Origin of the sequence: Pelagibacterium luteolum, from assembly GCF_900100665.1 — a bacterium.
GTDB classification, from domain to species: Bacteria; Pseudomonadota; Alphaproteobacteria; order Rhizobiales; family Devosiaceae; genus Pelagibacterium; species Pelagibacterium luteolum.
Map to the genome: position 1 here is coordinate 156,079 of NZ_FNCS01000002.1, position 23,747 is coordinate 179,825.

Sequence of the window (23,747 nt, forward strand, 5' to 3'; positions counted from 1 at the left end):
CATCCGCCAGAAAGGACAGAGCATGAGCACGAACGAATGGAAATGGTGGGGCGGCGTTGACGAGGAAGTCTGCACCTATGGCCCGTTCGACACCAAAGAAGATGTGATAGCGGAAGCTGCTGCCGATGGGACCGGTGAGTTCCAAGACGAAAACGGCAATTGGAAAATTGGTGTTCACGTTGTCGAAGCCCGCAAGGACCCGCTCCGATTGGCGGACTGGATAGGCGATGCCGATGAGCTGATGGAGCGCGCCGAGGAAAGCGTATCAGACAGCGACAGGGCAAGCTCTGAGCATGATGAGCCACCCTACTTTGAGTGCTCAAAGGATCAGGAAGCTGATCTTGAGCGCCGCATCAAAGCTGCTTGTGATGAATGGCAGGCCGAACACAAGCTGACGTTCACAACATTCACGTTTAGCGCATCTCGCAACCATGAATATGTCGTGGTCGATCATCCGGGGCTGGAACAATGAACGTCCTGTCCTCCCCCAACTTCAAGACCGCTATCGCTTCACTGGCCTTTGTCTCCGTGGTGATGGTCTGGGCTGTAGAGGCGCGGTTTGACCGTCCGTTTTTGGACGCCGTTATGGCGCTGGTGTCGTGATGCTCAGGACGCCCCAAAAGAAGCCGTGCCCTACCTGTGGCGGAAGCGGCGAGATAGCCATCCATATCGGTGATCGTATCGCTGATCTTCGTAAGAAGGCAGGGCTTACGCAACAGGACCTAGCCGACAAGCTGCCAGTTACTCGACCTCAGTTGGCGAACATCGAGTGTGGTCGAGGTGAGCCGTCCATGAGCACGCTGCAAGCGCTTTGCATGGCATTGGAGATCGACGCCGATACGCTGCTGTTTGGAGGTGAAGAATGACCGCTCTTTGCCTCGACCACTTCAACGACCGCGCCAAAGACCTTGCTGATGCAGGCGATATCATCCGCCTCGAAAGCCTCCTGGACGAAGCCGTAGCAGCGCGCATCGAACAGCGCGCCGATGCCCCGACAACACCGCAATTCAACAGGGCCGCAAGGCTCCTGGATCAGCTCAAGAGGAAAGCCGCATGACTGCAGTTACAGAACTTAGCAGAACGGGAAACGACCGCATCAAGCCAGGCGGCAACCTTTCGCCCTTCGATGCCATAGTTCTCGAGATCGATGATCTCTATGCCGAGGCCGCTAACTGGGCTGACGGCAGCGACATCGAAAGCCAAGAGCAGTGCGATGCGCTCGACACATTGGACAAGGCCCTGCTGGCGCTGGACAAGAAGCGCGAGGCCCTGCGCAAAGAGGAGGTCAAACCCCTCGATGAGGCCAAGAAGGCCATCCAGGCGCTGCACAAACCGGTCGAGGCAAAGGTTGCCCGTGCCCGTGACGTGCTGAACGGCCCGCGGTCGAAGTGGAAGGCCAAGATCGAGGCCAAGAAGCGTGCCCGAGCCGAACAGGCGGCCCGTGAGGCCGAGGAAGAACGCGCCAAGGCCCTTGCGGCCATGCAGTCCAGTTCCGGCGATCTGGAGGCTCGTGAGCGGGCCGAGGAACAGCTTGCCCATGCCAAGGAGGCCGAGGCGTTCGCCAAGCGCGAGGACAAGCGCGCCAACACCGGCAACGGACTGCGCACCTATCATCGGGCCCAACTGACCGACCTTCGGGCGGCTATCGGCCACTACTGGAAATCACAGACCGATGCGTTCGAAGCGCTGGTCTGCGACCTCGCCGCCAAGGACGTTCGCGCCGGCAAGCGCGACATCCCGGGATTTACCGTCATCGAAGAAAAGAAGGCCCTTTAGCCATGTCGCACGCCGTAGCAACAATTGATCACAGCCGCGCCGTTGCGGCCCCGACCACGTTCTCGAACGATCAGGTCGACTTGATCAAGCGCACAATCGCCAAGGATTCGACCGACGACGAGCTCCAGCTTTTCCTCAACCAGTGCAAGCGCACTGGGCTCGATCCATTCGCCCGCCAGATCTATGCCGTGAAGCGCTGGGACGCCAAAGCCCGCCGCGAAGTCATGGCAGTGCAAACCAGCATCGACGGCTTTCGGCTGATCGCGGAGCGCAGCGGAAAGTATGCCGGACAGGTCGGCCCGTTCTGGTGCGGAGAGGATGGTCAGTGGACCGATGTATGGCTGTCCAGCAAGCCGCCCGTAGCGGCGAAGGTTGGTGTTCTCCGCTCTGACTTCTCGGAGCCATGCTTTGGCGTGGCGCGCTTCGAGTCCTACGCCCAGCGCACCAAGGACGGCAGCCTTACTCGCATGTGGCAGACCATGTGCGACGTGATGATCGCCAAGTGCGCCGAGGCATTGGCACTGCGCCGCGCCTTCCCGCAGGAACTGTCCGGCCTCTACACAGCGGACGAAATGGCACAGGCTTCCAATGGGCGCGATGAACCCGCCGAGGCGTCAGGAGCCGCGCCGAAGTCGAAGCAGGCGTCACGGGCTACTTATGAGCGTCTGAGCAAGGCCAATCGGGCATGCGAGACCGTCGAGGCATTCAACAAGCTGTGGGGCCATCCGGCGACCGAAAAGGCCGTCATGGAATTGCCCAACGATTGGCAGCGGACCGTCCTCGATGAGAAGGCCGACAAGTTCTCCGAACTGTCGCCTCCCGAGGTCGAGCAGATCGAATACGAGACCGCCGGCGCTGACGATGACTTCCCGTTCCCCGAAGACGACGACTTCCCCGGAGACAGATAACCGCAGCGCAAGGCGGGGGACGGCGGAAACGTCGCCCCCGATGCGCAGGAGAGAACAATGGGCAGACATGTTGTGACATTGGCGAATGATCGGCTGCGAAACACCGCAGTCGAATACGTTCGGAAGGCGAAGGACGGATCGCGCGTCGAGTTCAAGGGCCCGCGTCGATCGACAGACCAAAATTCAAAGATGTGGGCGTGCCTGTCTGACATCGCCCGCCAGATCAAATGGGCCGATCAGTGGCTCACTGCGGATGATTGGAAACTCCTATTCCTCGACGCTCTGAGACGTGAGCACGGCGACCAGTTGCGCCTTGTGCCGAACCTGGACCGAACCGGCGTCCTGAGCCTGAGCACATCGTCATCGGATCTGGACCGTGAGGAGATGGGCGACCTGATCACCATCATCTCGGCATTCGGCGACAACCACGGCGTCGAATGGTCCGAGCCAAAGAAACCCGGCGATGGGCGCCCTACCCCGCCTGTGTCCGCCTACGTTGAGGAGAATGCGTGATGCCGACTACAGCAGAGCATACGCCGGGAGAGTGGCGCTACAGCATCAATTATGGCCCCGAGGACGAGGCGAACTACGCCAACGTCTATGACGGCGAAGGACAGTATGTCAGCAATCTCAAAATCCATCACGCAATAGCCGTAGTCAAGGCAATGAACAGCGCCGATGAGATGCTGGTGGCACTTCAAGCGACGGAACTGGTTCTCTCACAGGAAGGGCGGGAAGGCACGCTGCTTCTTATGGGTGTGCGCGCCGCCATCGCCAAAGCCGAGGGCAAGCCATGAACATCCCCCGCTATATCCGCAAAGCCATCTGGGCATGGCAGGACTGGCAGTTCGACCGCCGCATGAAGCGAGAGCGCCCGGAATGGTTTGCAGCCCGTGAGAAGGCCCGAATGGAACGCAAACGTCACGGCAAGGTCAAGCCTCTGGATATCAGAACACAGGCAGCGTGCCGCGAGGAACTGCAACGGGAATTGGGCCATGGGTGAGCGATATTACCACGGCGGGTTCGGTGGGTTGCGCGTAGGGATGTACGTGCTGCCACCCTCGATCACCAAAGCAGCATCAACGGCTGACTTCGGGGCCGGAACGGTATGCCGCAAGGACCGCGTTTATATCACGTCTCGATTTGAGAACGCCATGGAAGCAGCTGCGATGCACCCAAGCGGGCGCGGCAGAGTATATGAAGTTGAACCCATTGGGGAGATCGCTGTCGATCCGGACTCTGTCATGTTTCCCGGACAAGATCCTTGGTCGTGGGAGTGCGAGCGCGCCGTTGTCGTCGCCATCCATAAGCTGCGCGGCAAGGATATCAAGCGCATCAAGAAATTGGTCGGGGCAGAATTTGGGGTGTTGCTATGAAATTCACCCCGTCCGAAACCACCCTCATCGAACTCATCTCCGCCATGCCTGGACGCTCATACTGCCCAGATGCAGATGAGCCATTGAACCGGGAAGCTGCAAGGCTGTTGCGTCGTCTTGAGAGCAAGGCGCTATCCGCATTGAGCCTGTTGACGGCGGGTTTCGGTACACGGTGATGGATGGCGTCCATGGCTAGAGCAACCGAGGAATGGGTCGGCAAGCATGACGACAGCAAGATACCGGATCGCGTCAAAGACCGCATCATGGAACGCGAGAACCGCACTTGCTACCTCTCGGGCCGCAAGTTCATGCCCGGTGATCCTATCGACTGGGATCATCGCATCGCCCTCATCAACTGGGCAGGCGAAGGCCACGGCAACCGGGAGAGCAACATCTATCCCGTCCTGCGCGCGCCGCACAAGGAAAAGACCAAGCAGGACGTGAAGATCAAGGCCAAGAGCGCCCGCACCCGGCAAAAGCATCTCGGCATCAAGAAACCCCAATCATCCCTCTCCCACGCCCGTTACAAGCGCAAGATGGACGGCACTGTGGTCGATAGGCAAACCGGAGAACCAGTATGACCGACGATAAACTGATTGCGGCGCTGCGGGGACTGTTCAACACGCCCGTTGAGAAGGTTGACGCGAATACGCTGGCCATCATTGCTAGGAAAGCCGCCGACCGCCTATCCGAACTCTCCCCCTCTCGCCTATCAGCCAATGATGAGGGGGTGGTGGATGAAGAACTGATTGCTGACTTGCGGAAATACGGAAATTCGGGGAATAAATATATCCAATCGTATTGGGCGCGTTCCGCAGTCCTAAAAGCCGCCGATCTGCTAGAAGCTATCCCCCAGATTTCGGATGAAGAATGCGACCATATCTGCATGGGCGAATGCGCAACGGAAGGGTGCGAGAATTGCGGCCTGCACTACTACGAGAGCGGCGGTGTCGGCTCGTATTATTGCGGGGCGTGTCTGCGCAAGATCAAGGCTCTTGCCACCAAGGAGCCGCCCGATCCTTCAAGGGGCTGGCTAATCCACAAGGCGGGGCGCGGCTGGTACCGACCAAACGCTCAAGGCTACACGAACAAAACCAGCGAAGCGGGGCGATATTCTCGGGATGAGGCGGAGAGCTATTCTCACCCGAACGGGTGGGATGGCCCACGCGACGGGATCACCATCAAACACGAAAGCGAAGTCACCCCAACCCCTGCCAGCGGAGAGCAGATGGAGGTGGTGGCGTGGCTCCTGAAGACCCTAACCGATAAAGGCGAACCGCTGACGAGCAGCCTACGTTTCTATGACCCGCATTCTCCCGATGCTCAGCCCCTCGTCACCCTCGAAGCCGCACAGAAGGCTGTGGCGGAGAGGGATGGGGAGATTGAGCGGTTGCGTCATGATCTTGCGCGCTCGATGAATGCGCACAGCGAGGCAGAAGCCGAGATTGAACGCATGACGCCCAAGTTTGTGGCCTATGAATATCTGGAATCACCAGCGGGCAGGGAAATAGCTGAAGCGCGAGTGGCCGAGCTTGAAGCCGCGCTTCGCGACATTGAGGATGAAACAGTCCTAGATGACAATGGAGAGGAAACGCTTTCAGACGCCGCACAGATTGCCCGCGCACTCCGCAAGGCGGGGGAGGTGTAGCCATGCCCCTCTTGACACCAGCACAGGTTCGCGCCGGCAAGAAACGTGATTACCGCGTTGATCGTGCCAAACTGGTTACGCTTTACTTCGTGGGTTGCGCTAAAAATCCGGTCCACATGAAGATCGGCGTCACAACCAATCTGGACGTCCGCATGAATCGCATGCAGAGCGCAAACCCATTCCTGCTTAAGCCCCACTGGGCTTTCACCGCGCATATAGACGTTGAACGTGCGATCCACGAGAAGCTGACTGAATACCACTTCCGAGGAGAATGGTTTCTCAATGAGGACGGTTCGGTTTGGGCCTTCGGCCGGAATCTGTTCAAACGCGTAAGCGGAAGGCTTTATCGGACGGCCAAGATGCCGGAAGACACAGACCTGGCCTGCGACCCAGAGTTCTTCTGGTCGAGGTACTGGTCGCATCAACTGACGCTTAAGGATGTGGAAGCGTGTGAACCGGAGCCACTCGAATGAACACAGCTTTTCTTCTCATGGCGCAGTACAACGGCAAGGCGATCATACCGCTTGAGGATGTATGCCGGGACTACTTCGCACCGCTCGGATTCGAAAAGTTCAAGGTCAAGCTGGCGACCGGTCAAATCAGCTTGCCAGTGGTGCGCGTCGAGGACAGCCAAAAGGGTGCGAAGGGCGTCCATTTGCAAGATTTGGCGGACTATCTCGATTCGCGACGTGCCTTGGCACTGAAAGAGCAGAGGCAGTTACAAGCCTCGTAAGTCCTACGCGCAATCCTACATCGACACTGCCGACTGAACGCAAAGCCCCGCACGCCGGGGCTTTCGTTTTTCACACCGTCCAGTCCATCATCGGCGCAATGGAAAAGCGCCGCGCGGCGATCAGCGAAGGTACAGTCATGGGCTAAATCTATGTGGTTGCGCGCGTCCCTTACCACCCACAAAAGAATTTCGCCACCTCACCCGCCATTGAGGTGCCGCGACAGATAGCGCCCGGTCAAAGACTTCGTGTCCGCCGCCAGCGCCGCGGGCACGCCCTCGAACTGCACGGTCCCGCCATCATGCCCGGCCCCCGGGCCCATATCGATGGCCCAGTCGGCGCGCGCGATGACATCGAGATTGTGTTCGATGACGATCACCGTCGATCCCGCATCCACCAGCCTGTCGAACAGCCCGATCAGCGTATCCACATCGTTCATGTGCAGCCCGGTCGTCGGCTCGTCGAGCACATAGATATTGCCCTTCTTGCCCAATTCCGCCGCCAGTTTCAGTCTTTGCCGCTCGCCGCCCGACAGCGTCGACAGCGGCTGGCCGAGCGTCAGGTATCCCAGCCCCACATCTGCCAGCCCCTTCAAGATCTTGGCGATGGCCGGCTCGGTAAAGAACCCCGCCGCATCCTCGACGCTCATCTCGTACACATCGGCGATCGATTTGCCACGCAGATGGTGCTCGAGCACCTCGGGCAAAAACCTTTTGCCCTCGCAGGTCTCGCATACCGTCACCATCGGATCGAGATGGGCCAGATCGGTATAGATCACCCCCAGCCCATTGCAGTCCGGGCACGCGCCCTTGGAATTGGCCGAAAACAGCGACGCCTCGACCCCGTTCGCCTTGGCGAACGCCTTTCGCACGGCGTCGAGAATGCCGGTATAAGTCGCCGTATTGGACCGTCGCGAGCCGCGCGCCAGATTCTGGTCGATGATGACCGTATCGGGATAGGCTGCGGGCAGACACCCTTGGATCAGGCTCGATTTCCCCGATCCCGCCACCCCCGACACAACCGTCAGAACCCCGCGCGGGATTTTCACCCAAACGTCCTTGAGATTGTTGAGGCTCGCCGCCTTGATCTCGAGCGCATCGCCATTGGCGCCGCGCACCTTGTCCTTGATCGTCTGGTGCTTTCTGATGTGATTGCCGGTCAGCGTGCCCGACCCCAGCAACCCGGCAAAATCGCCCTCATAGACCACCTCGCCGCCCTTGGACCCCGCCAGCGGCCCCATGTCCACCACATGATCGGCAATGGCCATCATGTCGGGCTTGTGCTCGACGATTAGCACCGTATTGCCTTTGTCGCGCAATTGCTGCATCAGCCCGGCCAGCCGACCCACATCATGCGGATGCAGCCCCACCGAAGGCTCGTCGAACACATAAGTGATGTCGGTCAGCGACGACCCCAGATGGCGCACCATCTTCACCCGCTGGCTCTCCCCGCCTGAGAGCGACGAGCTTTCACGATCAAGGCTCAGATACCCCAGCCCGATGGTCACGAGATTGTCCAGCCGCGCCACCAGCGCCGCCAGCATTGGCCCCACCTGCGGCGCGTCGATGGTCCGCACAAGCGCCGCCAGATCGCTCACCTGCATGGCGGACAGCGCGGCAATGTTGTGCCCGGAAATCGTACTCGCCAGCGCATCGGCATTGAGCCGCGCGCCCTTGCACGCGGGGCAGAGCTTTCGCGTGAAAATCCGGTCATACTCGGCCCGCACGTGTGGCTGCAGGTTTTCCGGATCCTTGGATCCCAGCGATTCCCGCAGTTTCGGGACCAGCCCCTTATAGGTCAGGTTGATCTTGTCGACCTTGATCTTTCGCCCATCGTCGAGGTTGAACAGCAGATCGCGCCGCTCATCGCTATAGTCGGCAATCGGCATATCGAGGTCGAAGAACCCCGAGCGCGCGTATGTCGCCCACCACCAGCTATCCACTTCGAACCCTTTGGGCAGGATGGCGCCGCCATTGAGCGATTTGCTCTCATCGACCACCGCCGACATATCCATCGCCGCCACCTGCCCGATGCCCTCGCACTCGGCGCACATACCGCGCGGATCGTTGTAGGAATAAAACCCCGGCGATGGCAGGCGCGGTTCGGCCAGTCGCGAAAACAAAACCCGCAGCATCTGCGCGGTATCTGTCACCGTCGCCACCGTCGAGCGCGAATTGCCGCCCAGCCGTTGCTGATCGACGATGATCGCCGCTGAAATATTTTCTAGCAGATCGGCATCTGGCTGGCCGTAATGGGGCATGAACTGCTGCACGAATGCCGGATAGGTCTCGTTGATCAGCCGCTGGCTCTCCGCCGCGATGGTCCCGAACACCAGCGACGATTTCCCCGACCCCGACACCCCGGTAAACACTGTGATCCTGCGCTTGGGAATATCGACCGAAACGTTTTTCAGATTGTTCTCACGCGCGCCGCGAATGGCGATCGAACCGTAGTCGGGCTGGGTCATGGGTGTCGTCCTGAGGTGTTTGATCAAGTTTGGCCGAAACCCTTAGGACGCACCAGCCACCTTCGTGCCGACAACGCATAACTGTGACCACCGCAAACCAACCTCTCCCTTTGGGGGAGAGGTCGGCGCGAAGCGACGGGTGAGGGGGCCTTGCCGCACGCACCGGGTTTGCCGCAAGGCCCCCTCACCCCAACCCTCTCCCCAAGGGAGAGGGCGCGATGGCCACGAGCGCTTAAGCTCAAGACTTTACGGACTTCGTCTTCCCGACATTCTTCTTCAGCGCCGTCAGATTAAACGCGATCGCGGTCCGCACCAGATCGGCCAGCCCTGCCTCATCGAGCGTATCGCCCTCGAAAATATCGATCGATCGCCGCGTTGCGCCTGTGTCCTTGCCGTTGAACAGCCCCTTGGGGTCGTCCAGCTTTGCGCCCTGCGCAAAGGTTATCTTGATCTTTGCCTTGTGCGGGTCGCCCACCGCAATCAGCCCGTCGCGATACCAGGTCGGGCTGCCCATCCACTTCCAGTCTTCGACAATCTCGGGGTCCGCCCCGTTGATCGTGTCGCGCACTCTGGTCATCATCGGCCCGCGCCAATCGTCCAGCCCGGCGATCAGCGCATCGATCTTTTCACTCGGCGTCATGATCCGAACCTTTCTCCCGGCAATCGGCTCGCCTGCCGCACCCAGTCGGCAAACTGCTCGGCATCGAACGCGCCCTCCCGGACATCGAGATAGCGCACATTGGCCTGTTTGGACGTCCCTGGCGGCACGGGCTCCAGCGATGTCCCGTCGGGAAACGCCACCTTGATATACTTGGTCATGCAGTGAAAGCTCACGAACCAGCTCTTTGGCTCGGTCCCATAGAACGGCGTGTTCCACTTTACCGATTTGAACACATCGGGCACGACCTCTACGATAATCGCATCCATCTGCCGCCCGATCTCGCTCTGCCAGCCCGGCATGGCGGCGATGAACGCCTGCACAGGCCCATCGCCATCGCCCTTGGCGATCTGCGGATTGCCCCCGCTCAGCCGCACCACCCCATCGGGTCCGGGCTTGAGTGGCGGGCGCTTCGGTGTCGATTTTGCAGTCTTTCCAGCCATCACCTAAGCCCCCGGCGCACTTGCCCTGCCGCGCCATTTCGCGACGTAGGGCAGCGCGAACAGATATACCCCCGACCCCATCAGAAGGAAAAGCGGTGGCAGCGGCAGGTAGTAGAGCACGCTGTCGGTCCCCTGCCCAATCGCGGCGGCAAAGCTCGCCGCAAGAACCGTCGCGATAAAAATCATCGACAACCAGCGATGCGATTGCCGGACCAGCATGTTGATTTTCATGTCTTTTCCCCTTCGTGCCGCGCCAAAGCCTTTTCAAGATTGGCGAGGTGTTCGACCCAGCCATGCTGCGCGCCGTAATGGGCCTGCTTCTGATCCGGCCTGAACCCGACCTGCTCCATCCTCACCTGCGTGCCCGTCGCCGTCGGCGTCAGCGTGAAGGTCACGACGCTTCTAAGGTCGAACGCCGCCATTTCATTGGGATGGTCCCAGCGATAGGACAGCGTCTTGTGCGGCTCGATATCGAGCACCTCGCATTCAACGCTCCCCCAATCGCCATGCAGCCCGAACTTTTCGCCGATTTGCAGCCTGAAATCGGTCTTCATCAACCACTCCTCGATCAGATGCGGCTGGGTCAGCGCGCGCCATATCTTTTCGGGCGGAAACGGAATGTCGCGCTCCACGACGACGGAAAGGGTTTCGCTGGTTGTATCGGTCATTGATCCATCCTCTTGAGCAAAACTTCGAGCGCGTCGAACCGGTTTTCCCAGAACCCGGCCATCTCCCGCGTCCAGTCCACCAGCGGCACCAGCGCATCCAGTTGCGCGCTATAATGGGTCTGCCGCCCGTCCTGCCGCCCGCGCACGAGCCCCGCCTGTTTCAGCACCCCGAGATGTTTCGACACCACCGGCTGCGACACCCCCGCCTGCGCGGTCAGCCCGCCCACCGTCGTCTCCCCCTCGCGGCACAAGCGCTCAAAAATCGCCCGCCGCGTCGGATCGGCCAGTGTCCGAAACAAAACATCCTGCACATCCGACATCTAAAACCCATACCTCGCTGGCTATAGGTTAATCCATAGCCAACGAGGAATACGTTTGTCAATCCGCTCCAGTGGCCGGGACGGACACCCGCGGCTCTACTCCCCAACCTCTCGGCTCTTCCCCGCCATCTCCCCACCCCCAACCGTCATCCCGGCCTTGCGCCGGGACCCAGTATCCTCCGCGCCCCCGATCCCCAGCCTCCGCCCCACACAAAGAATCCATCTTGACTCCCCACCCTCTCCTCCCTTATGACACCGATGTCATGACACCGATGTCATCAGCGTGGGAGCGCTGATCAGAGGTGCCGGGGAGGACCAGATCGTGGCTACAATCTACGATGTCGCAAAGGCGGCGGGCGTATCGCCCAAAACCGTTTCGCGAGTGATCAACGGCGATGCGCCGGTCAACGAAAAGACCCGCGCCGCGGTTCAGAAAGCCATCGGCGAGCTCAATTACATCCCATCCAGCGCGGCGCGCACCATGCGCTCCCAGCGCTCTGGCCTTGTGGGCATGATCACCGGCGCCATTTCCATGTCGCCGCATTTCGAAGCCACCGGCCTTCCGGAAATCTATCTCGTCCAGGGCGCCCAGCGCGTCTTTGCCGAGCACGGGCTGACCCTGCTGATCGCCGATACCGGCAACCATGCCGATCGCGCGCCACAGCTGCTCAACACCTTCCGGGAACATCGCGTCGAAGGCGTCCTCTACGTCGCCGAGTACCACCAGGAAGTCTCGCTGCCCAAAAACCTCGGCGACACCAAGATGGTGCTGGTCAACTGCTTTGATGCCAATGGCACGCCCTCGATCCTGCCCGATGATGTGGGCGGGCAATACGCGCTCGTTAACGGGCTCATCAAGCGCGGCCACCGTCGCATCGGCTTTCTCACCCTGCCCGAACGCCAGCCGGCCCGCCCCTTGCGCTCACGCGGCTATCGCCAGGCGCTCGAGGAAAACGGCATCGCCTATGACGACCGCCTCGAAATCGTCGGTGCGTTGAGCGATCCCGCCCATGAATACGACCTCTTGTGGGACGCGCTCGATCGCCTGCTCAAGGTCGACAACCCGCCCACCGTCATCTGCTGCGCCAACGACAAGATGGCCATGCGCGTCTATGGCCTGTTGCGCGAACGCGGCGTTTCCATCCCCGCCGAAATCAGCGTCGCCGGCTATGACGACTACAAGATGATTGCCGAGCATCTCCATCCCCGCCTCACCAGCGCCGAGCTGCCGTATGGCGCCATGGGCGCGCGCGCCGCAGAGCGGTTGATCCGGATGATCTCGGGCACGACCAAACCCAACGAACCCAGCCAGGAACTGGTCTCGGGTCCGGTGGCATGGCGCGAAAGCGTCGAACCGCGCGACAGCACAGTCGCACAATTATCGACTTGGAGGAGCAAGACATGACGACCATCAAAATGCTGGCCGGCGCCCTGGCGCTGACCACTGCCCTATCCACCCCGGCCTTCGCCCAGACCGAACTGAGCCTCTGGTATCACGGCGCCGGTAACGAGGTTGAGCGCGAAATCCTGCTCGGCATCATCGAGGATTTCAACACCTCGCAGCCCGACTGGACCGTGGTCCTCGAGGAATTCCCGCAGGCCGCCTATAACGACTCTGTCGTTGCCGCCGCCGTTTCGGGCAATCTGCCCGACATCATCGACGTCGATGGTCCCGTCATGCCCAACTGGGCCTGGGCCGGCTACATGCAGCCCCTGCAACTCTCCGAAGGTGCGCTCGACGGCTTTCTGCCCGGCGCCATCGGCGAGTATAATGGCGAAGTCTATTCTGTCGGCCTCTGGGACGCGGCAGTCGCGATGTATGCGCGCCGGTCGGTCCTCGAAGAATACGGCATCCGCATCCCGACGCTCGAAGAACCCTGGACGCTTGAAGAGTTCGACGCCGCCCTCGTCACCCTCGATGCGTCTGGCGAATTCGAATACGCGCTCGATCTGGGCATGGCCGATCAGGGCGAATGGTATCCTTACGCCTTTGGCCCGTTCCTCTGGTCGTTCGGCGGCGACATGGTCGACCGCACGACCTACGAAACCGCCGAAGGCGTCCTCAATGGCGATGAAGCCGTCGCGTTCGGCGATTGGTGGCAGTCGCTGTTCGATCGCGACCTCGTTCCCGGCACTAGCCAGGACATGGCCGATCGTGAAACCGGCTTTATCGAGGGCGATTACGCGCTGCAGTGGAATGGTAACTGGTTCGGCGTCCAGACGCTCGACGCAGTTGGCGACGACCTTCTCTTCCTTCCCGCTCCCGATTTCGGAAACGGCCCCAAGATCGGCGGCGCGTCCTGGCAGTTCGGCGTTTCGGCAACTTCGGCCAATCCCGAAGGCGCCAGCGCATTCATCGAATTCGCCATCCAGGACGAATATCTCGCTGCCTTCTCCGACGGCATCGGCCTCGTCCCTGCGACCGCCGAAGCCGCGGCCATGACCGAAAACTACTCCGAAGGCGGTCCTCTGGAAGTGTTCTTCGCCCTCTCGGAAGCCCAGGCCATGTTGCGCCCCGTAACGCCCGGCTACGTCTTCCAGGCGCTCGAGTTCCGCAAGGCCCTCTCGGACATCTCGAACGGCGCCGACGTCATCACTGCGCTCGACGCGGCGACTGACGCCATCAACGCCGATATCGAGCGCAACAATGGCTACGCCGTAGCCCAGTAACGCTTGTGCGTGTGGCAAATGCTGCACTGGACCCCCGGGAATAGATCCCGGGGTGACCAACCGGGGATTTGGGATCGCCCCGCCCCCAACCGTCATCCTCGGGCTTGACCCGAGGATCCAGAAGCCTCGCCACGACCACCACCCGATAGAGGACCGCCACTGAATCCGGCGTCCCTCCCTGCCGGTCCTGCGTCCCTCAGCGCAGGGCCGGTTCCTCCAACCCGTTAGGAAGCTTGCGATGAGCACGTCCGGACCGCAGAAATCGCTCCAGCGCCACCCGCTTGCCGGTTGGCTGATGATCGCCCCCGCCGCCGTATTGATCGCAACCTTTCTGATCGCCCCGTTCATACTGGCGTTCGGCTATTCCTTCACCAATCAGCGCCTGATTTCCCCCAACCCAACCGAATTCGTCGGGCTGCGCAATTTCGAGCAGTTAATCGGCGTCGGCACCCTCGTCCTCTCGCCCGAGACCGACGACGCGGGCGTGGTCGTCCGCGACGATGACGGCGCGCTGCAATACCCCACGGTGCGCAGCTTCACGCGCGCCAATGACGATTTCCCCCACCTCCAGGGCATGCAGGAATGGTTCGGCTGGAACTGGGGCGATGATCGCGTCGTCGTCCTCGCCCGCGATCTCGTATTCATGAAGGCGCTCACCAACACGCTGATCTTCGTCGCCGTGGTCGCGCCCGTCCAATCCGCTCTCGCCCTCCTCCTGGCCTTGATGATCAACCAGAAGCTGCGCGGCATAAACATCTTCCGAACGATCTATTTCATGCCGGTCGTCGTCTCGATCGTCGTGGTCTCGCTCCTCTGGCGTTTCATCTATGACGGGCGCAACGGGCTTTTGAACAACCTCCTCGAATTCCTCTCGTTCGGCCTGTTCCAACCCATAGACTGGCTCGGCAATCCCGGCACGGCGCTTTGGGCCATCATCGCCATGTCGATCTGGCAGGCCGTCGGTTTCCACATGGTCATCTGGCTCTCGGGCCTCCAGACCATCCCCGTATCGCTCTATGAGGCCGCCGAAATCGAGGGCGCCAATGCCTGGCAGAAATTCCGTTTCGTCACCTGGCCGGGCCTGCGCAACACAGCTGTCTTGATCATCGTCGTTATCACGATGCAGGCCTTCGCGCTCTTTGCGCAGGTCGACGTCATGACCAATGGCGGGCCAGTGGACTCCACCCAGGTTCTGGTCTTCCAGGCGGTCCAGCGGGGATATGAACAGCAAAACATCGCCGGCGGCTCGGCCATCTCGGTGATCCTGTTCGTGATCGTCCTCACCATCTCCTTAACCCAACGCTATCTCACTCGGGAGCGCTGAAAATGGCTGCCGTCACCGAACCCAATCACGTCGCCCGCACCACATGGCGCTATGCGCTGCTGATCGCGGTCGCCATGATCTTCGTCTTCCCGATCCTCTTCATGGTGGTCTCCTCGCTCAAGCCCGACGCGCAATTGCTGCGCGACACGTCCTCGATCGCAGCCTTCCTGCCGGTCGGCGACATCTCGCTCGACAATTATTTCGGCGCCTTCCGCCGCGCCCCGGTCGGGCTGTTCATCTTCAACTCGATCTTCATCACGCTCGTCACCGTGCTGATTTCGCTCTTCCTCTGCTCGCTCGCCGCGTTCGCCTTCGCCTATCTCGAATTCCGCGGCAAAGCGGTGATCCTCTCGATCATCATCGCCACCCTCATCATTCCGTTCGAAACCATCGCCATCCCCATGCTGATGGTCGTCAACTCCCTGCCCTTCATCGGCGCCAATGGCGTGCAATGGGGGTGGCTCAACACCTACCACGTCCAGATGGTCCCCTTCCTTGCCGACGCGCTAACGATTTTCCTATTCGTCCAGTATTTCAAGGATCTACCCAAGGAACTCATCGAAGCGGCGCGCCTTGACGGGGCAAGCTGGTTTCAGGTCTATCGTCTTGTGATCGTCCCCATCGCCGGCCCGGTGTTCGCCACCGCCGCCATCCTGAAATTCCTCGTCATGTACAACCAGTATCTCTGGCCGCTCATGGTCACCCAATCCGAACAGGTGCGCCCGGTGATGGTGGGCCTGCAATATTTCTTCCAGCTCAACACCGCCTGGGGCGAAGTGATGGCCTATCTCTCGATGATCACCATCCCGGTCCTCGCCTTCTACCTGGTTCTCCAACGCGCCTTCATCGCCTCGATCGCCTCCACCGGCATCAAGGGCTAATCCGCACTATCGACGAAAGACAAAAACAATGGCCCTCGCTCTTGCCGACCAATGGATCTGGGATTTCTGGCTCGTCCGTGACGATGCAGACTGGCACATCTATTTCCTCAAAGCCGATAAATCCCTGGGGAACCCCGAATTGCGCCACCGCAACGTCACCCAGGGCCACGCCATAAGCCAGGACCTCGTCAACTGGGACTACAAGGGCACAACCTTTGCCCCCTCCGAAGGTCCTGCCTTTGACGACTGGACCACATGGACCGGTTCCGTCCTCAAGGACGATGATGGTCTCTGGCATCTGTTCTACACCGGTACGTCCCATGAGCACGAAGGCATGCACCAGCGCATCGGTCACGCCACGTCCACCGACATGCATTCATGGAAGCGTGTCGGCGACGGCCTCGCGCTGGACATCTCAGGCCCGGACTATGAAGAATACACCCCCGGCCACTGGCACGACCGCGCCATGCGCGATCCATGGGTCATCAAGAACCCCAATGGTGATGGCTGGCTGATGTATTTCACCGCCCGCGTGCCCGGCATTGAGGAACCCAATGCCGGCGGTTCGATCGGGTTTGCCACCTCGCCCGACCTCAACACCTGGACCATCCAGCCTCCCGTCTATCGCGGCGGCATGTTCGGCCAGATGGAGGTGCCTCAGGTCTTCGAGCACAAGGGCAAATGGTACTGCGTCTTCTGCACCGCCGCCGAGCACTGGTCGGAAGCGTATAAAGCCTTCAACCCTCAGTCCCCGGTCACAGGCAGCCACTACCTCATCGCCGACAATCCGCTCGGCCCGTGGGCGGTCGCGCCCGGCAAATTCCTTGAAGGCGATTATCCCTGCCGCCGCTATGCCGGCAAAATTGTCAAACAGGGCGACGATCTCTATGTCATGGGCTTCATCCACACGCGCGAAGGCGAACCCTTCGTCGGCGTGGTGAGCGATCCCATCCCCGTCTCGGTTGACGAGAACGGATATCTCACCGCCCACCCCGAGCGCGCCGCCCCCGGTGCAGACATCTGATTTCGGTCTCAACAGACCTCTGGAGGAGCAACATGGCCGGACTTGAACTCAAGGACATCCGCAAGAGCTACGGCAATGTGGAAGTCATCAAGGGCGTCGATCTTTCCGTCGAACACGGCGAATTCGTCGTGTTCGTCGGTCCCTCGGGCTGCGGAAAATCGACGCTCTTGCGCATGATCGCCGGTCTCGAAGACATCACCGATGGCGATCTCTACATCGGCGACAAACGCGTCAACACCACCCAGCCGCGCGATCGCGGCGTTGCCATGGTGTTCCAGTCCTACGCGCTTTATCCGCACATGTCGGTTTACGACAATGTCGGCTTCGGCCTGCGCCTCAAGAAGATGCCAAAGCCCGAGCGCGACAAGAAAATCCGCGAGGCCGCGCGCATTCTGCAGATGGAAGAACTTCTCGAGCGCCGCCCCTCCCAGCTTTCCGGCGGCCAGCGCCAGCGCGTCGCCATCGGCCGCGCCATCGTCCGCAACCCCGATGTCTTCCTCTTCGACGAACCCCTCTCCAACCTCGACGCCGCGTTGCGCGGCTCGATGCGCATGGAAATCTCCAAGCTGCACAACCAGCTCGGCGCGACGATGATCTACGTCACCCACGACCAGGTCGAGGCCATGACCCTCGCTGACAAGATCGTCGTCCTCAACGCCGGTATCGTCCAACAGATCGGCTCCCCGCTCGATCTCTACAATTCACCCGCCAACCTTTTCGTTGCCGGCTTCATCGGTTCGCCCAAGATGAATCTGATCGCTGTCACCGCATCGGACGCCACCGCCGACACCGTCACCATCTCAGGCCCTGCCCTTCCCTCGACGACGATCCCCGTTGCCACCGGCCACGGCATCAAACCCGGCGACACTATCACATTCGGCATCCGCCCGCACCAGCTCGTCCGCGACGAAGCCGGCCCGCTCAAGGGCAAGGTCCTCCTTGTCGAGCAACTCGGCAACGAAACCATCGTGAACCTCGACCTCCCCTCCGGCGACCAACTCGTCGCCACCCTTCCCGGCAGCGCCATCCTGCACCTCGGCGACACAGTAACCCTCGGCTTCGACGCCAAAAACGCCAAGCTGTTCGATACCAACGGCGATGCGGTAAAACCGGCGTAGGCGCCGAAAGCACGCGGCCCGCGCCAAAGCCACCGCCTACTGGAGCGACGCTGTATGGTCGAGCAGTCGCCCTGCCTCTTCCCTTCTTCCCTGGTGGGAGAAGGTGGCGGCGAAGCGGTCGGATGAGGGGGCGCTGAGCGTCTACAAAAACCCGACTTACGGGAGCGCCCTACCGCAGGCGCAGCTCCGAGATCACTTCCACCGCGCGGTCCTGCCGTACGTCAGTGTCATGCTCGGCCAGCCGAACGTCGCGCTCGCGGATCAGCGCCACGATCTCGCCCTCATGCGCAGCGATCACCCCGGTCAACCACCGGTTCACGAGATAGGACGGCCGCGACATGTGCACGTCGAACCGGTCGAGCAGACCGATCGTAGGCTCCGCATCGAGCCAATCATCGTCCACCACCCACTGATTGACCGTAAACAGCCGCACCAGCCGCCCATAGGCATCCACCCCGATCGCGATCAGATGGTGGATCGGCCCATCGGCCCCCTCTGGCCGCACGAAGCAGTGGAAATGCCCATGCTCGATCGCTGCCTCGGGCTCATCGACGGCGTGGGAATGATAAAACCACTGCGCGCCCGTCTCGGGATCGAACACATCGCCTTGCGGGTAATGCGTCCAGACCGTCACCCCGTCGGCATCGCGCAGGGTTTCGGTCAGGACATTGAGGCCGCCCTTGGCCAGCACGCTTTCGCAAAAAGCGATCTCGCGCCGCGCCTGTTCGACGACCTCACTCATCACTCGACCACCAGATCGGGCGCCTCGGTGGCCCCTTCCGGCATCGGCGTCGGGGGCGGCGGGGGAGCCGCGAGCGCAGGCGCTGCCTCAGCCTCAGCTTCCGGCATCGGCGCAGGCGGTGGCGGCGGCGCGGCCAGTTCGGTCGTCTGCTCCTCGGGCATCGGTGCAGGAGGTGGCGGCGGTGCAGCCAATTGCGCACCACCCTCCGCTTCAGGCATTGCCGCCGGCGGGGGAGGCGGAGCCGCCATCGGTGCACCAGCCGCACACGGCGCCACAGCAGGCGCCCCGGCCGCACACGGCGCGACAGCAGGCGCTCCGGCGGCACACGGCGCCGCCGCAACCGGTGCCCCGGCGGCACACGGCGCCGCAGCGGGCGCCCCGGCTGCACAGGGTGCCCCGGCAGCACAAGGTGCGGCCCCGCCACTTGCCTGGCTCTGGGCAACTGGCGCCGCCGTCCTCACGATCGGATTGGCGATATAGTCGGCAGCGATTGCCGCGGTTCCAACGGCCAGCGCGGCACCGAAAAGCAGTGTGTTACGTCCCGAACTCATTTCTTGGCAAACCCATCAAGTCCAAACAGGGGCCGCGCCCAGATGCCGCCCAGCGAACCCACGAACGCGCAGGCAAACCACAGCCAGCCATGCAGGCTGCCCGACGCGATGCCCGAAAACAGCGCCCCGATATTGCAGCCGAACGACAGCCGCGCCCCATAGCCCATCAGCAGCCCGCCGACGATGGCGGCCAGCAGCGACCCGATCGGCAGCTTGGCCTTCGGCGCAAATTTCCCCGCCAGTGCAGCGGCCAGCCCGGCCCCCAGCACGATGCCGAAATCCATTACCGATGTCGTATCGAGCAGCACCGAGGAATTGAGCGCCTGGGCCTGGGCCGGCCATGTCCAGAACTCCCAGCTCGCCACCGGAATGCCCACGGCGTCGGCGATCTTGGCGCCCCACAGGCCGAACCCATAGGTGATCGTCCAGGGGTGCCCCGCCGTCAGAAGCGTTGCGATGTTGAGCAGCGCCAAGACCAGCCCGGCGCCCACCAGCGGCCAGGGCCCATACAGCAGCCAGCTCCAGCCCGGGCGCTTGGGCTCGGGCTCGGTTTCGAGATTGCCATGCGCGCGCCGCTCGATCACCGCCGTCACGATGGCGACAAGCGCCAAGGCGATCACGGTCAGCCCGATCGCTGCGGGCAGCCCGAATTCGAGCCGCAGGTCGATGATCCCGACATTGGGCTGGAGCAGCCAGAACGGCAGATGCGCGGTGCCGATCAGCGCGCCGATGATGAAAAACGCCAGCGTCACCAGCATGCGCGCCGACCCGCCGCCAACAGTAAACAGCGTTCCCGATCCGCACCCGCCGCCCAATTGCATGCCGAAGCCGAACATCAGCGAGCCGAGGATCACCGACACGCCCACCGGGCCCGTCATCCCCACCAGCGTCTGCCCGCCGAGGTTCCCCGCCGCCAGAAGCGGCATCATGGCAATGGCGGCCACCCCGATCATCAGCATCTGGGCGCGCATGCCGCGCCCGCGCTTTTCGACAACCATGCGCCGCCAGCCGCCCGTAAACCCGAACGAGCCATGATAGAGCGCAGCGCCCAGGCCGCCACCAATCGCAAACAGCGTCGCCTGACGCAGATCCACGAGATACCAGATGGCGATAAAGCCGATGAGGAGCCCCAGCCCGGTAACAAGGGTCGGCCCCTTATCGGACACTGCCTTGGGCAGATAGCTGGGACGATCGAGTGCGACGTCGGACATGTCGATCTTTCAAATTTTTTGGGCGCTGGATGCTGTCTGGGTGTGCTGAGATTCAGGTGAGGGTGAGGCGAAGATGGTGATGTCCGAGAACCGGAACGGAGCGTACGATTGGTACGTGAGTACCGGAAGCGCAGGACATCGCCTTTTGCAGCCCACCATCACCTGAATATCCGTACACACACAGATGCCCCGAAACTCGGGGCATCTGCAAGGTCAAGGGAGGAGGTTGACCGGATTATTCGACGGGGCGCGATGCGTCCGCCGTCCATTCGGCCATCGAGCCGTCATACATGGAGGCATTTTCATTGCCGAGGATTTCGTGCAGGCCGAACCAGGCGACCGATGCCCAGTGACCGGTGTTGCAGAAAACGATGCTCTCTTCGTCCGGGCCGACATTGACCGCTTCGAGCAGCGCGGCCACCGTTTCAGGCTGGGCAAAGCGTGCATATTCCGAGCTGTAGAATTCCGAATGCGGAATGTTGACCGAACCGGGAATGGTGCCGAGCGCGGCAACGACCGGGCTCTTGGTCTCGCCCTCGAACTGCTCGACAGGACGACCGTCGACCAGCGCAACGCCGGTTTCGAGCGCTTCGAGCACATCGTCGGTCGTGGCAATCAGTTCGGGCTGCACGTCAGCGGTAAATTCCGCAGCTTCGGGCGCTGCCAGTTCTGCAACGCGCTCGCCACCGGCCGCGTCGTACTGGCGCCAGCCGCCATCGAGGATCGAAACCTCGTCATGGCCGAGATATTTGAACGTCCAATAAACGCGCGTTGCGCCACCGATTTCCGAGGAATCCGTGCCCCAGGGCACGATCACCACGTGGTCGTCATTATCGATGCCGAGCGAGCCGATCAGTTCGGCGACCTGTTCGACGGGCGGGATCTGGCCGGGAACACCCTGCACTTCCGTGCGCCAGCCTGCCGAAGCGTAGGGCGCCACGACCGAATTGGCGATATAGGGCAATTCGCCCAGATCGGTGCCTTCGATCTCGTCGCGGATATCGAGCACCACGACGTTTTCAGCACCGGCATTCTCGAGCAGCCACTGCGCATCGACCAGCGGGGTCGCTTCGGATTGGGCAAGTGCCGGTGCGGACAATGTCGCAGCGACGGCGAAAGCAGTAAGCGCAAGGCGCATATGTGATCTCCCACAATGATCTTCGTTCGATGGGCCCATCATCGCTGATCGACGATGAAAGCGCGAGGTCTGCGCAATCAAAATACCGCGCGCAAGCGGAATAGCCTGCCACGCTCCTTGCCGCAAATAGCATCTCATTTCGCCTGTCGATGGCGACACCGCCCTTCACCCTTGGCTGGACGAGAGGGGCCACTGGCATACCCGAGCATACTGGATCCCGGATCTTCCCCCGGGGCGACAGCCGCAGGGCTTGGCGAACGCATGTGGCCCCCACGCAGCCCATCCCACCACCGTCACCCTCGGGCTCGACCCGAGGGCCTAGCAGCCTGCACCAAAGGCACGGCGCAACGCCTTCGCGACACATCCGCCCTCATGCTCCAGCCCGCGCTGCCTGGCTCTCGAGTTAAGCTCGAGGATAACGCCGTGGAGTGGCTAAACTCCCAACCCATAACCTCCAACTCCCAGTCTCGAACGCCAACGCCACCCTCCACCGTCATCCCGGCCTCGCGCCGGGACCCAGTATCCTCTGCCTAATGCTGCCCCCGCATCCAACTCACCCCCGCCGAGCATACTGGATCCCGGGTCTTCCCCCGGGACGACAGCCGCAGGGTTTGGCGAACGCATGTGGCCCCCACGCAACCCACCCCACCACCGTCACCCTCGGGCTCGACCCGAGGGCACAGCAGCCTGCACCAAAGGCACAGCCTAACGCCTTCGCGACACATCCGCCCTCATGCTCCAGCCCGCCCCGCCTGGCTCTCGGGTTAAGCTCGAGGATGACGCCGTGGAGTGGCTAAACTCCCCACCCAAAACTTCCAACTCCCAGTTTCGAACGCCAACGCCAACCCCACCCTCCACCGTCATCCCGGCCCTGCGCCGGGACCCAGTATCCTCCGTGCTCGATACTGCCCCGCATCCAACCCACCTCTACCGAGCATACTGGATCCCGGGTCTTAGCCCGGGACGACAGCCGCAGGGTTTGGCAAACGGATGTGGCCCCCACGCAACCACCCCACCACCGTCACCCTCGGGCTCGACCCGAGGGCCCAGCGGCACACGCCCGACCATGACGGTGCGCAACCCTCCCCACCCCCTCGCCCCGCACCGTAATTACCGCTAGTGATACCGCACCAACCACAAGCATCCGGCCCATGCTCGCCCTCATCTTTTCCGCCCTGCTCCCCATTGCGCTGATCATTGCCCTTGGCCACGTCCTCAAGCGCTTCGCCTTCCTCGGCGGCGAATTCTGGCCGCAGGCCGAGCGGTTGGCATATTTCGTGCTGCTGCCCATGCTGTTCGCCCACGGGCTCTATAGCGCCGATCTCTCGGGCATGCCGATTGCCGCCATGGCGGCTGGCCTCGTCATCCCGGCGACACTGGGCACCGTGCTGCTGGTCCTCGCCAATCGCGTCACGACATTTGATGGCCCCGTCCTCACCTCGGTCGTCCAGGGCGGCATCCGCTTCAACAATTACGTCGGGGTCACTGCCGCCATCGGGCTGCTTGGCGCATCGGGCGCCGCGTATGCCGCGGTCGTCAACGCCATCCTTGTGCCCACAGTCAACATCCTGTGCGCCTTGGTCTTTGCCCGCTATGGCGCCAAGCACCCAAGTGCGTTGGGCGTGGTCAAATCCATCGCCCTCAATCCGCTGATCCTGGGTTGTGTCGCCGGCTTCGCCCTGCGACTCACAGGCCTGCCCCTCCCTGCCGGCATCGAAGGCTTCATGCAGGCTCTTGGCCAGGCTGCGCTTCCCATCGGGCTTTTATGCGTCGGCTCAGCGCTCAATTGGGACGCGCTCGGCCGCGGCATCAGGCCCGTGCTCGTCGCCACCCTTATGCGCTTTCTCGCCATCCCGCTGATCACGGCCGCCATCTGCGTCGCCATCGGCCTTGACGGCCCCGCGGCGTTGGTCGTCCTCCTGATCCAATGCCTCCCCACCGCATCGTCCGCCTATGTCATGGCCCGCCAACTCGGCGGCGACGCGCCGCTCATGGCCGGCATCATCGCCTTCCAGACCGTCGTCGGCGTCATAACCGTCCCCATCACCATGGCCATCCTTGCGCCCATGGTCGGGGCTGGGGTGTAGCCGTCG

General features: G+C 61.9%; 32 protein-coding genes. 22 read left to right on the top strand and 10 right to left on the bottom strand.

The window, feature by feature from the left end; genetic code table 11:
• Positions 1-22: 22 nt before the first annotated feature.
• Genes BLR31_RS04765 through BLR31_RS04825 form a run of 15 tightly spaced genes read left to right on the top strand, consistent with a single transcriptional unit; the run spans position 23 to position 6,441 of the window.
• Positions 23-472, top strand: coding sequence for a hypothetical protein (locus tag BLR31_RS04765; protein ID WP_090592725.1), 450 nt, complete (start codon positions 23-25; stop codon positions 470-472).
• Positions 469-603 (top strand): hypothetical protein, encoded by a 135-nt coding sequence (locus tag BLR31_RS22180; RefSeq protein ID WP_280139110.1) that lies wholly within the window; start codon positions 469-471, stop codon positions 601-603. The genes BLR31_RS04765 and BLR31_RS22180 overlap by 4 nt, the downstream gene beginning before the upstream one ends.
• Positions 603-866, top strand: coding sequence for a helix-turn-helix domain-containing protein (locus BLR31_RS22290; protein WP_090592728.1), 264 nt, complete (start codon positions 603-605; stop codon positions 864-866). The genes BLR31_RS22180 and BLR31_RS22290 overlap by 1 nt, the downstream gene beginning before the upstream one ends.
• On the top strand, positions 863-1,057 hold the full coding sequence (locus BLR31_RS04775; protein WP_090592731.1) for a hypothetical protein: 195 nt from the start codon (positions 863-865) through the stop codon (positions 1,055-1,057). Before BLR31_RS22290 ends, BLR31_RS04775 begins: the two co-directional genes overlap by 4 nt.
• Positions 1,054-1,776, top strand: coding sequence for a hypothetical protein (locus tag BLR31_RS04780; protein ID WP_090592735.1), 723 nt, complete (start codon positions 1,054-1,056; stop codon positions 1,774-1,776). The genes BLR31_RS04775 and BLR31_RS04780 overlap by 4 nt, the downstream gene beginning before the upstream one ends.
• A gap of 2 nt (positions 1,777-1,778) precedes the next feature.
• Positions 1,779-2,684, top strand: a complete 906-nt coding sequence (gene bet / locus BLR31_RS04785) for a phage recombination protein Bet (RefSeq protein WP_090592738.1) — start codon at positions 1,779-1,781, stop codon at positions 2,682-2,684.
• Between the two features lie 57 nt (positions 2,685-2,741).
• Positions 2,742-3,197, top strand: a complete 456-nt coding sequence (locus tag BLR31_RS04790) for a recombination protein NinB (protein ID WP_090592741.1) — start codon at positions 2,742-2,744, stop codon at positions 3,195-3,197.
• Positions 3,197-3,481 carry a hypothetical protein gene (locus BLR31_RS04795; RefSeq protein ID WP_090592746.1) on the top strand — a complete coding sequence of 95 codons (285 nt, stop codon included), beginning with the start codon at positions 3,197-3,199 and terminating at the stop codon, positions 3,479-3,481. Before BLR31_RS04790 ends, BLR31_RS04795 begins: the two co-directional genes overlap by 1 nt.
• Complete coding sequence (locus BLR31_RS04800; protein WP_090592750.1) at positions 3,478-3,687, top strand: hypothetical protein; 210 nt, start codon at positions 3,478-3,480, stop codon at positions 3,685-3,687. The genes BLR31_RS04795 and BLR31_RS04800 overlap by 4 nt, the downstream gene beginning before the upstream one ends.
• Positions 3,680-4,060 (top strand): NAD(+)--rifampin ADP-ribosyltransferase, encoded by a 381-nt coding sequence (locus tag BLR31_RS04805; protein ID WP_090592754.1) that lies wholly within the window; start codon positions 3,680-3,682, stop codon positions 4,058-4,060. Before BLR31_RS04800 ends, BLR31_RS04805 begins: the two co-directional genes overlap by 8 nt.
• A complete protein-coding gene (locus BLR31_RS21330) occupies positions 4,057-4,236 on the top strand; it encodes a hypothetical protein (RefSeq protein WP_143009312.1) in 180 nt (59 codons plus the stop codon). Before BLR31_RS04805 ends, BLR31_RS21330 begins: the two co-directional genes overlap by 4 nt.
• A 12-nt stretch (positions 4,237-4,248) precedes the next feature.
• Positions 4,249-4,641 carry a hypothetical protein gene (locus tag BLR31_RS04810; RefSeq protein WP_090593650.1) on the top strand — a complete coding sequence of 131 codons (393 nt, stop codon included), beginning with the start codon at positions 4,249-4,251 and terminating at the stop codon, positions 4,639-4,641.
• Positions 4,638-5,708, top strand: a complete 1,071-nt coding sequence (locus tag BLR31_RS04815; protein WP_090592758.1) for a hypothetical protein — start codon at positions 4,638-4,640, stop codon at positions 5,706-5,708. The genes BLR31_RS04810 and BLR31_RS04815 overlap by 4 nt, the downstream gene beginning before the upstream one ends.
• Positions 5,709-5,710: 2 nt before the next feature.
• A complete protein-coding gene (locus BLR31_RS04820) occupies positions 5,711-6,181 on the top strand; it encodes a GIY-YIG nuclease family protein (protein ID WP_090592762.1) in 471 nt (156 codons plus the stop codon).
• Positions 6,178-6,441: a pyocin activator PrtN family protein gene (locus BLR31_RS04825; protein WP_090592765.1), complete on the top strand. Its 264-nt coding sequence runs from the start codon at positions 6,178-6,180 to the stop codon at positions 6,439-6,441. Before BLR31_RS04820 ends, BLR31_RS04825 begins: the two co-directional genes overlap by 4 nt.
• A gap of 197 nt (positions 6,442-6,638) precedes the next feature.
• Here the strand turns inward: BLR31_RS04825 and BLR31_RS04830 are convergent, their stop codons facing one another.
• The 6 genes from BLR31_RS04830 to BLR31_RS04855 form a co-directional block, all read right to left on the bottom strand.
• The gene (locus BLR31_RS04830; RefSeq protein WP_090592769.1) at positions 6,639-8,906 is read right to left on the bottom strand and encodes an ATP-binding cassette domain-containing protein; all 2,268 of its coding nucleotides are present in this window, start codon (positions 8,904-8,906) and stop codon (positions 6,639-6,641) included.
• 238 nt (positions 8,907-9,144) lie between these two features.
• Positions 9,145-9,546: a DUF1801 domain-containing protein gene (locus BLR31_RS04835; protein ID WP_090592774.1), complete on the bottom strand. Its 402-nt coding sequence runs from the start codon at positions 9,544-9,546 to the stop codon at positions 9,145-9,147.
• Positions 9,543-10,007 carry a DUF1801 domain-containing protein gene (locus BLR31_RS04840; protein WP_090592778.1) on the bottom strand — a complete coding sequence of 155 codons (465 nt, stop codon included), beginning with the start codon at positions 10,005-10,007 and terminating at the stop codon, positions 9,543-9,545. The genes BLR31_RS04835 and BLR31_RS04840 overlap by 4 nt, the downstream gene beginning before the upstream one ends.
• 3 nt (positions 10,008-10,010) lie before the next feature.
• Positions 10,011-10,238, bottom strand: a complete 228-nt coding sequence (locus BLR31_RS04845) for a hypothetical protein (protein ID WP_090592781.1) — start codon at positions 10,236-10,238, stop codon at positions 10,011-10,013.
• Complete coding sequence (locus BLR31_RS04850) at positions 10,235-10,675, bottom strand: SRPBCC family protein (protein ID WP_090592785.1); 441 nt, start codon at positions 10,673-10,675, stop codon at positions 10,235-10,237. Before BLR31_RS04850 ends, BLR31_RS04845 begins: the two co-directional genes overlap by 4 nt.
• A complete protein-coding gene (locus BLR31_RS04855; protein ID WP_090592789.1) occupies positions 10,672-10,995 on the bottom strand; it encodes an ArsR/SmtB family transcription factor in 324 nt (107 codons plus the stop codon). Before BLR31_RS04855 ends, BLR31_RS04850 begins: the two co-directional genes overlap by 4 nt.
• Positions 10,996-11,317: 322 nt before the next feature.
• Here BLR31_RS04855 and BLR31_RS04860 point away from each other — a divergent pair, with 322 nt between their 5' ends.
• From BLR31_RS04860 to BLR31_RS04885, 6 genes are all read left to right on the top strand, one after another.
• Entirely contained in the window at positions 11,318-12,400 is a 1,083-nt protein-coding gene (locus BLR31_RS04860) for a LacI family DNA-binding transcriptional regulator (protein ID WP_090593653.1), read from the top strand.
• Positions 12,397-13,665, top strand: coding sequence for a sugar ABC transporter substrate-binding protein (locus BLR31_RS04865; protein WP_090592792.1), 1,269 nt, complete (start codon positions 12,397-12,399; stop codon positions 13,663-13,665). The genes BLR31_RS04860 and BLR31_RS04865 overlap by 4 nt, the downstream gene beginning before the upstream one ends.
• A 238-nt stretch (positions 13,666-13,903) precedes the next feature.
• The gene (locus BLR31_RS04870; protein WP_090592796.1) at positions 13,904-14,989 is read left to right on the top strand and encodes a carbohydrate ABC transporter permease; all 1,086 of its coding nucleotides are present in this window, start codon (positions 13,904-13,906) and stop codon (positions 14,987-14,989) included.
• Positions 14,990-14,991: 2 nt separating this feature from the next.
• Positions 14,992-15,870 carry a carbohydrate ABC transporter permease gene (locus BLR31_RS04875; RefSeq protein WP_090592800.1) on the top strand — a complete coding sequence of 293 codons (879 nt, stop codon included), beginning with the start codon at positions 14,992-14,994 and terminating at the stop codon, positions 15,868-15,870.
• Between the two features lie 28 nt (positions 15,871-15,898).
• Positions 15,899-16,894, top strand: a complete 996-nt coding sequence (locus BLR31_RS04880) for a glycoside hydrolase family protein (RefSeq protein ID WP_090592803.1) — start codon at positions 15,899-15,901, stop codon at positions 16,892-16,894.
• Between the two features lie 32 nt (positions 16,895-16,926).
• Positions 16,927-18,012 carry an ABC transporter ATP-binding protein gene (locus BLR31_RS04885; protein WP_090592809.1) on the top strand — a complete coding sequence of 362 codons (1,086 nt, stop codon included), beginning with the start codon at positions 16,927-16,929 and terminating at the stop codon, positions 18,010-18,012.
• 169 nt (positions 18,013-18,181) lie between these two features.
• Here the strand turns inward: BLR31_RS04885 and BLR31_RS04890 are convergent, their stop codons facing one another.
• From BLR31_RS04890 to BLR31_RS04900, 4 genes are all read right to left on the bottom strand, one after another.
• On the bottom strand, positions 18,182-18,757 hold the full coding sequence (locus BLR31_RS04890; RefSeq protein ID WP_176762514.1) for a DUF6969 family protein: 576 nt from the start codon (positions 18,755-18,757) through the stop codon (positions 18,182-18,184).
• Positions 18,754-19,305, bottom strand: a complete 552-nt coding sequence (locus BLR31_RS21335; RefSeq protein ID WP_143009313.1) for a hypothetical protein — start codon at positions 19,303-19,305, stop codon at positions 18,754-18,756. Before BLR31_RS21335 ends, BLR31_RS04890 begins: the two co-directional genes overlap by 4 nt.
• Complete coding sequence (locus BLR31_RS04895) at positions 19,302-20,516, bottom strand: YeeE/YedE family protein (protein ID WP_090592817.1); 1,215 nt, start codon at positions 20,514-20,516, stop codon at positions 19,302-19,304. Before BLR31_RS04895 ends, BLR31_RS21335 begins: the two co-directional genes overlap by 4 nt.
• Positions 20,517-20,751: 235 nt before the next feature.
• On the bottom strand, positions 20,752-21,654 hold the full coding sequence (locus BLR31_RS04900; RefSeq protein WP_090592820.1) for a sulfurtransferase: 903 nt from the start codon (positions 21,652-21,654) through the stop codon (positions 20,752-20,754).
• A gap of 1,151 nt (positions 21,655-22,805) precedes the next feature.
• Between BLR31_RS04900 and BLR31_RS04905 the strand changes: the two genes are divergently transcribed.
• Complete coding sequence (locus BLR31_RS04905; RefSeq protein ID WP_090592826.1) at positions 22,806-23,741, top strand: AEC family transporter; 936 nt, start codon at positions 22,806-22,808, stop codon at positions 23,739-23,741.
• The last annotated feature ends 6 nt before the right edge of the window (positions 23,742-23,747 follow it).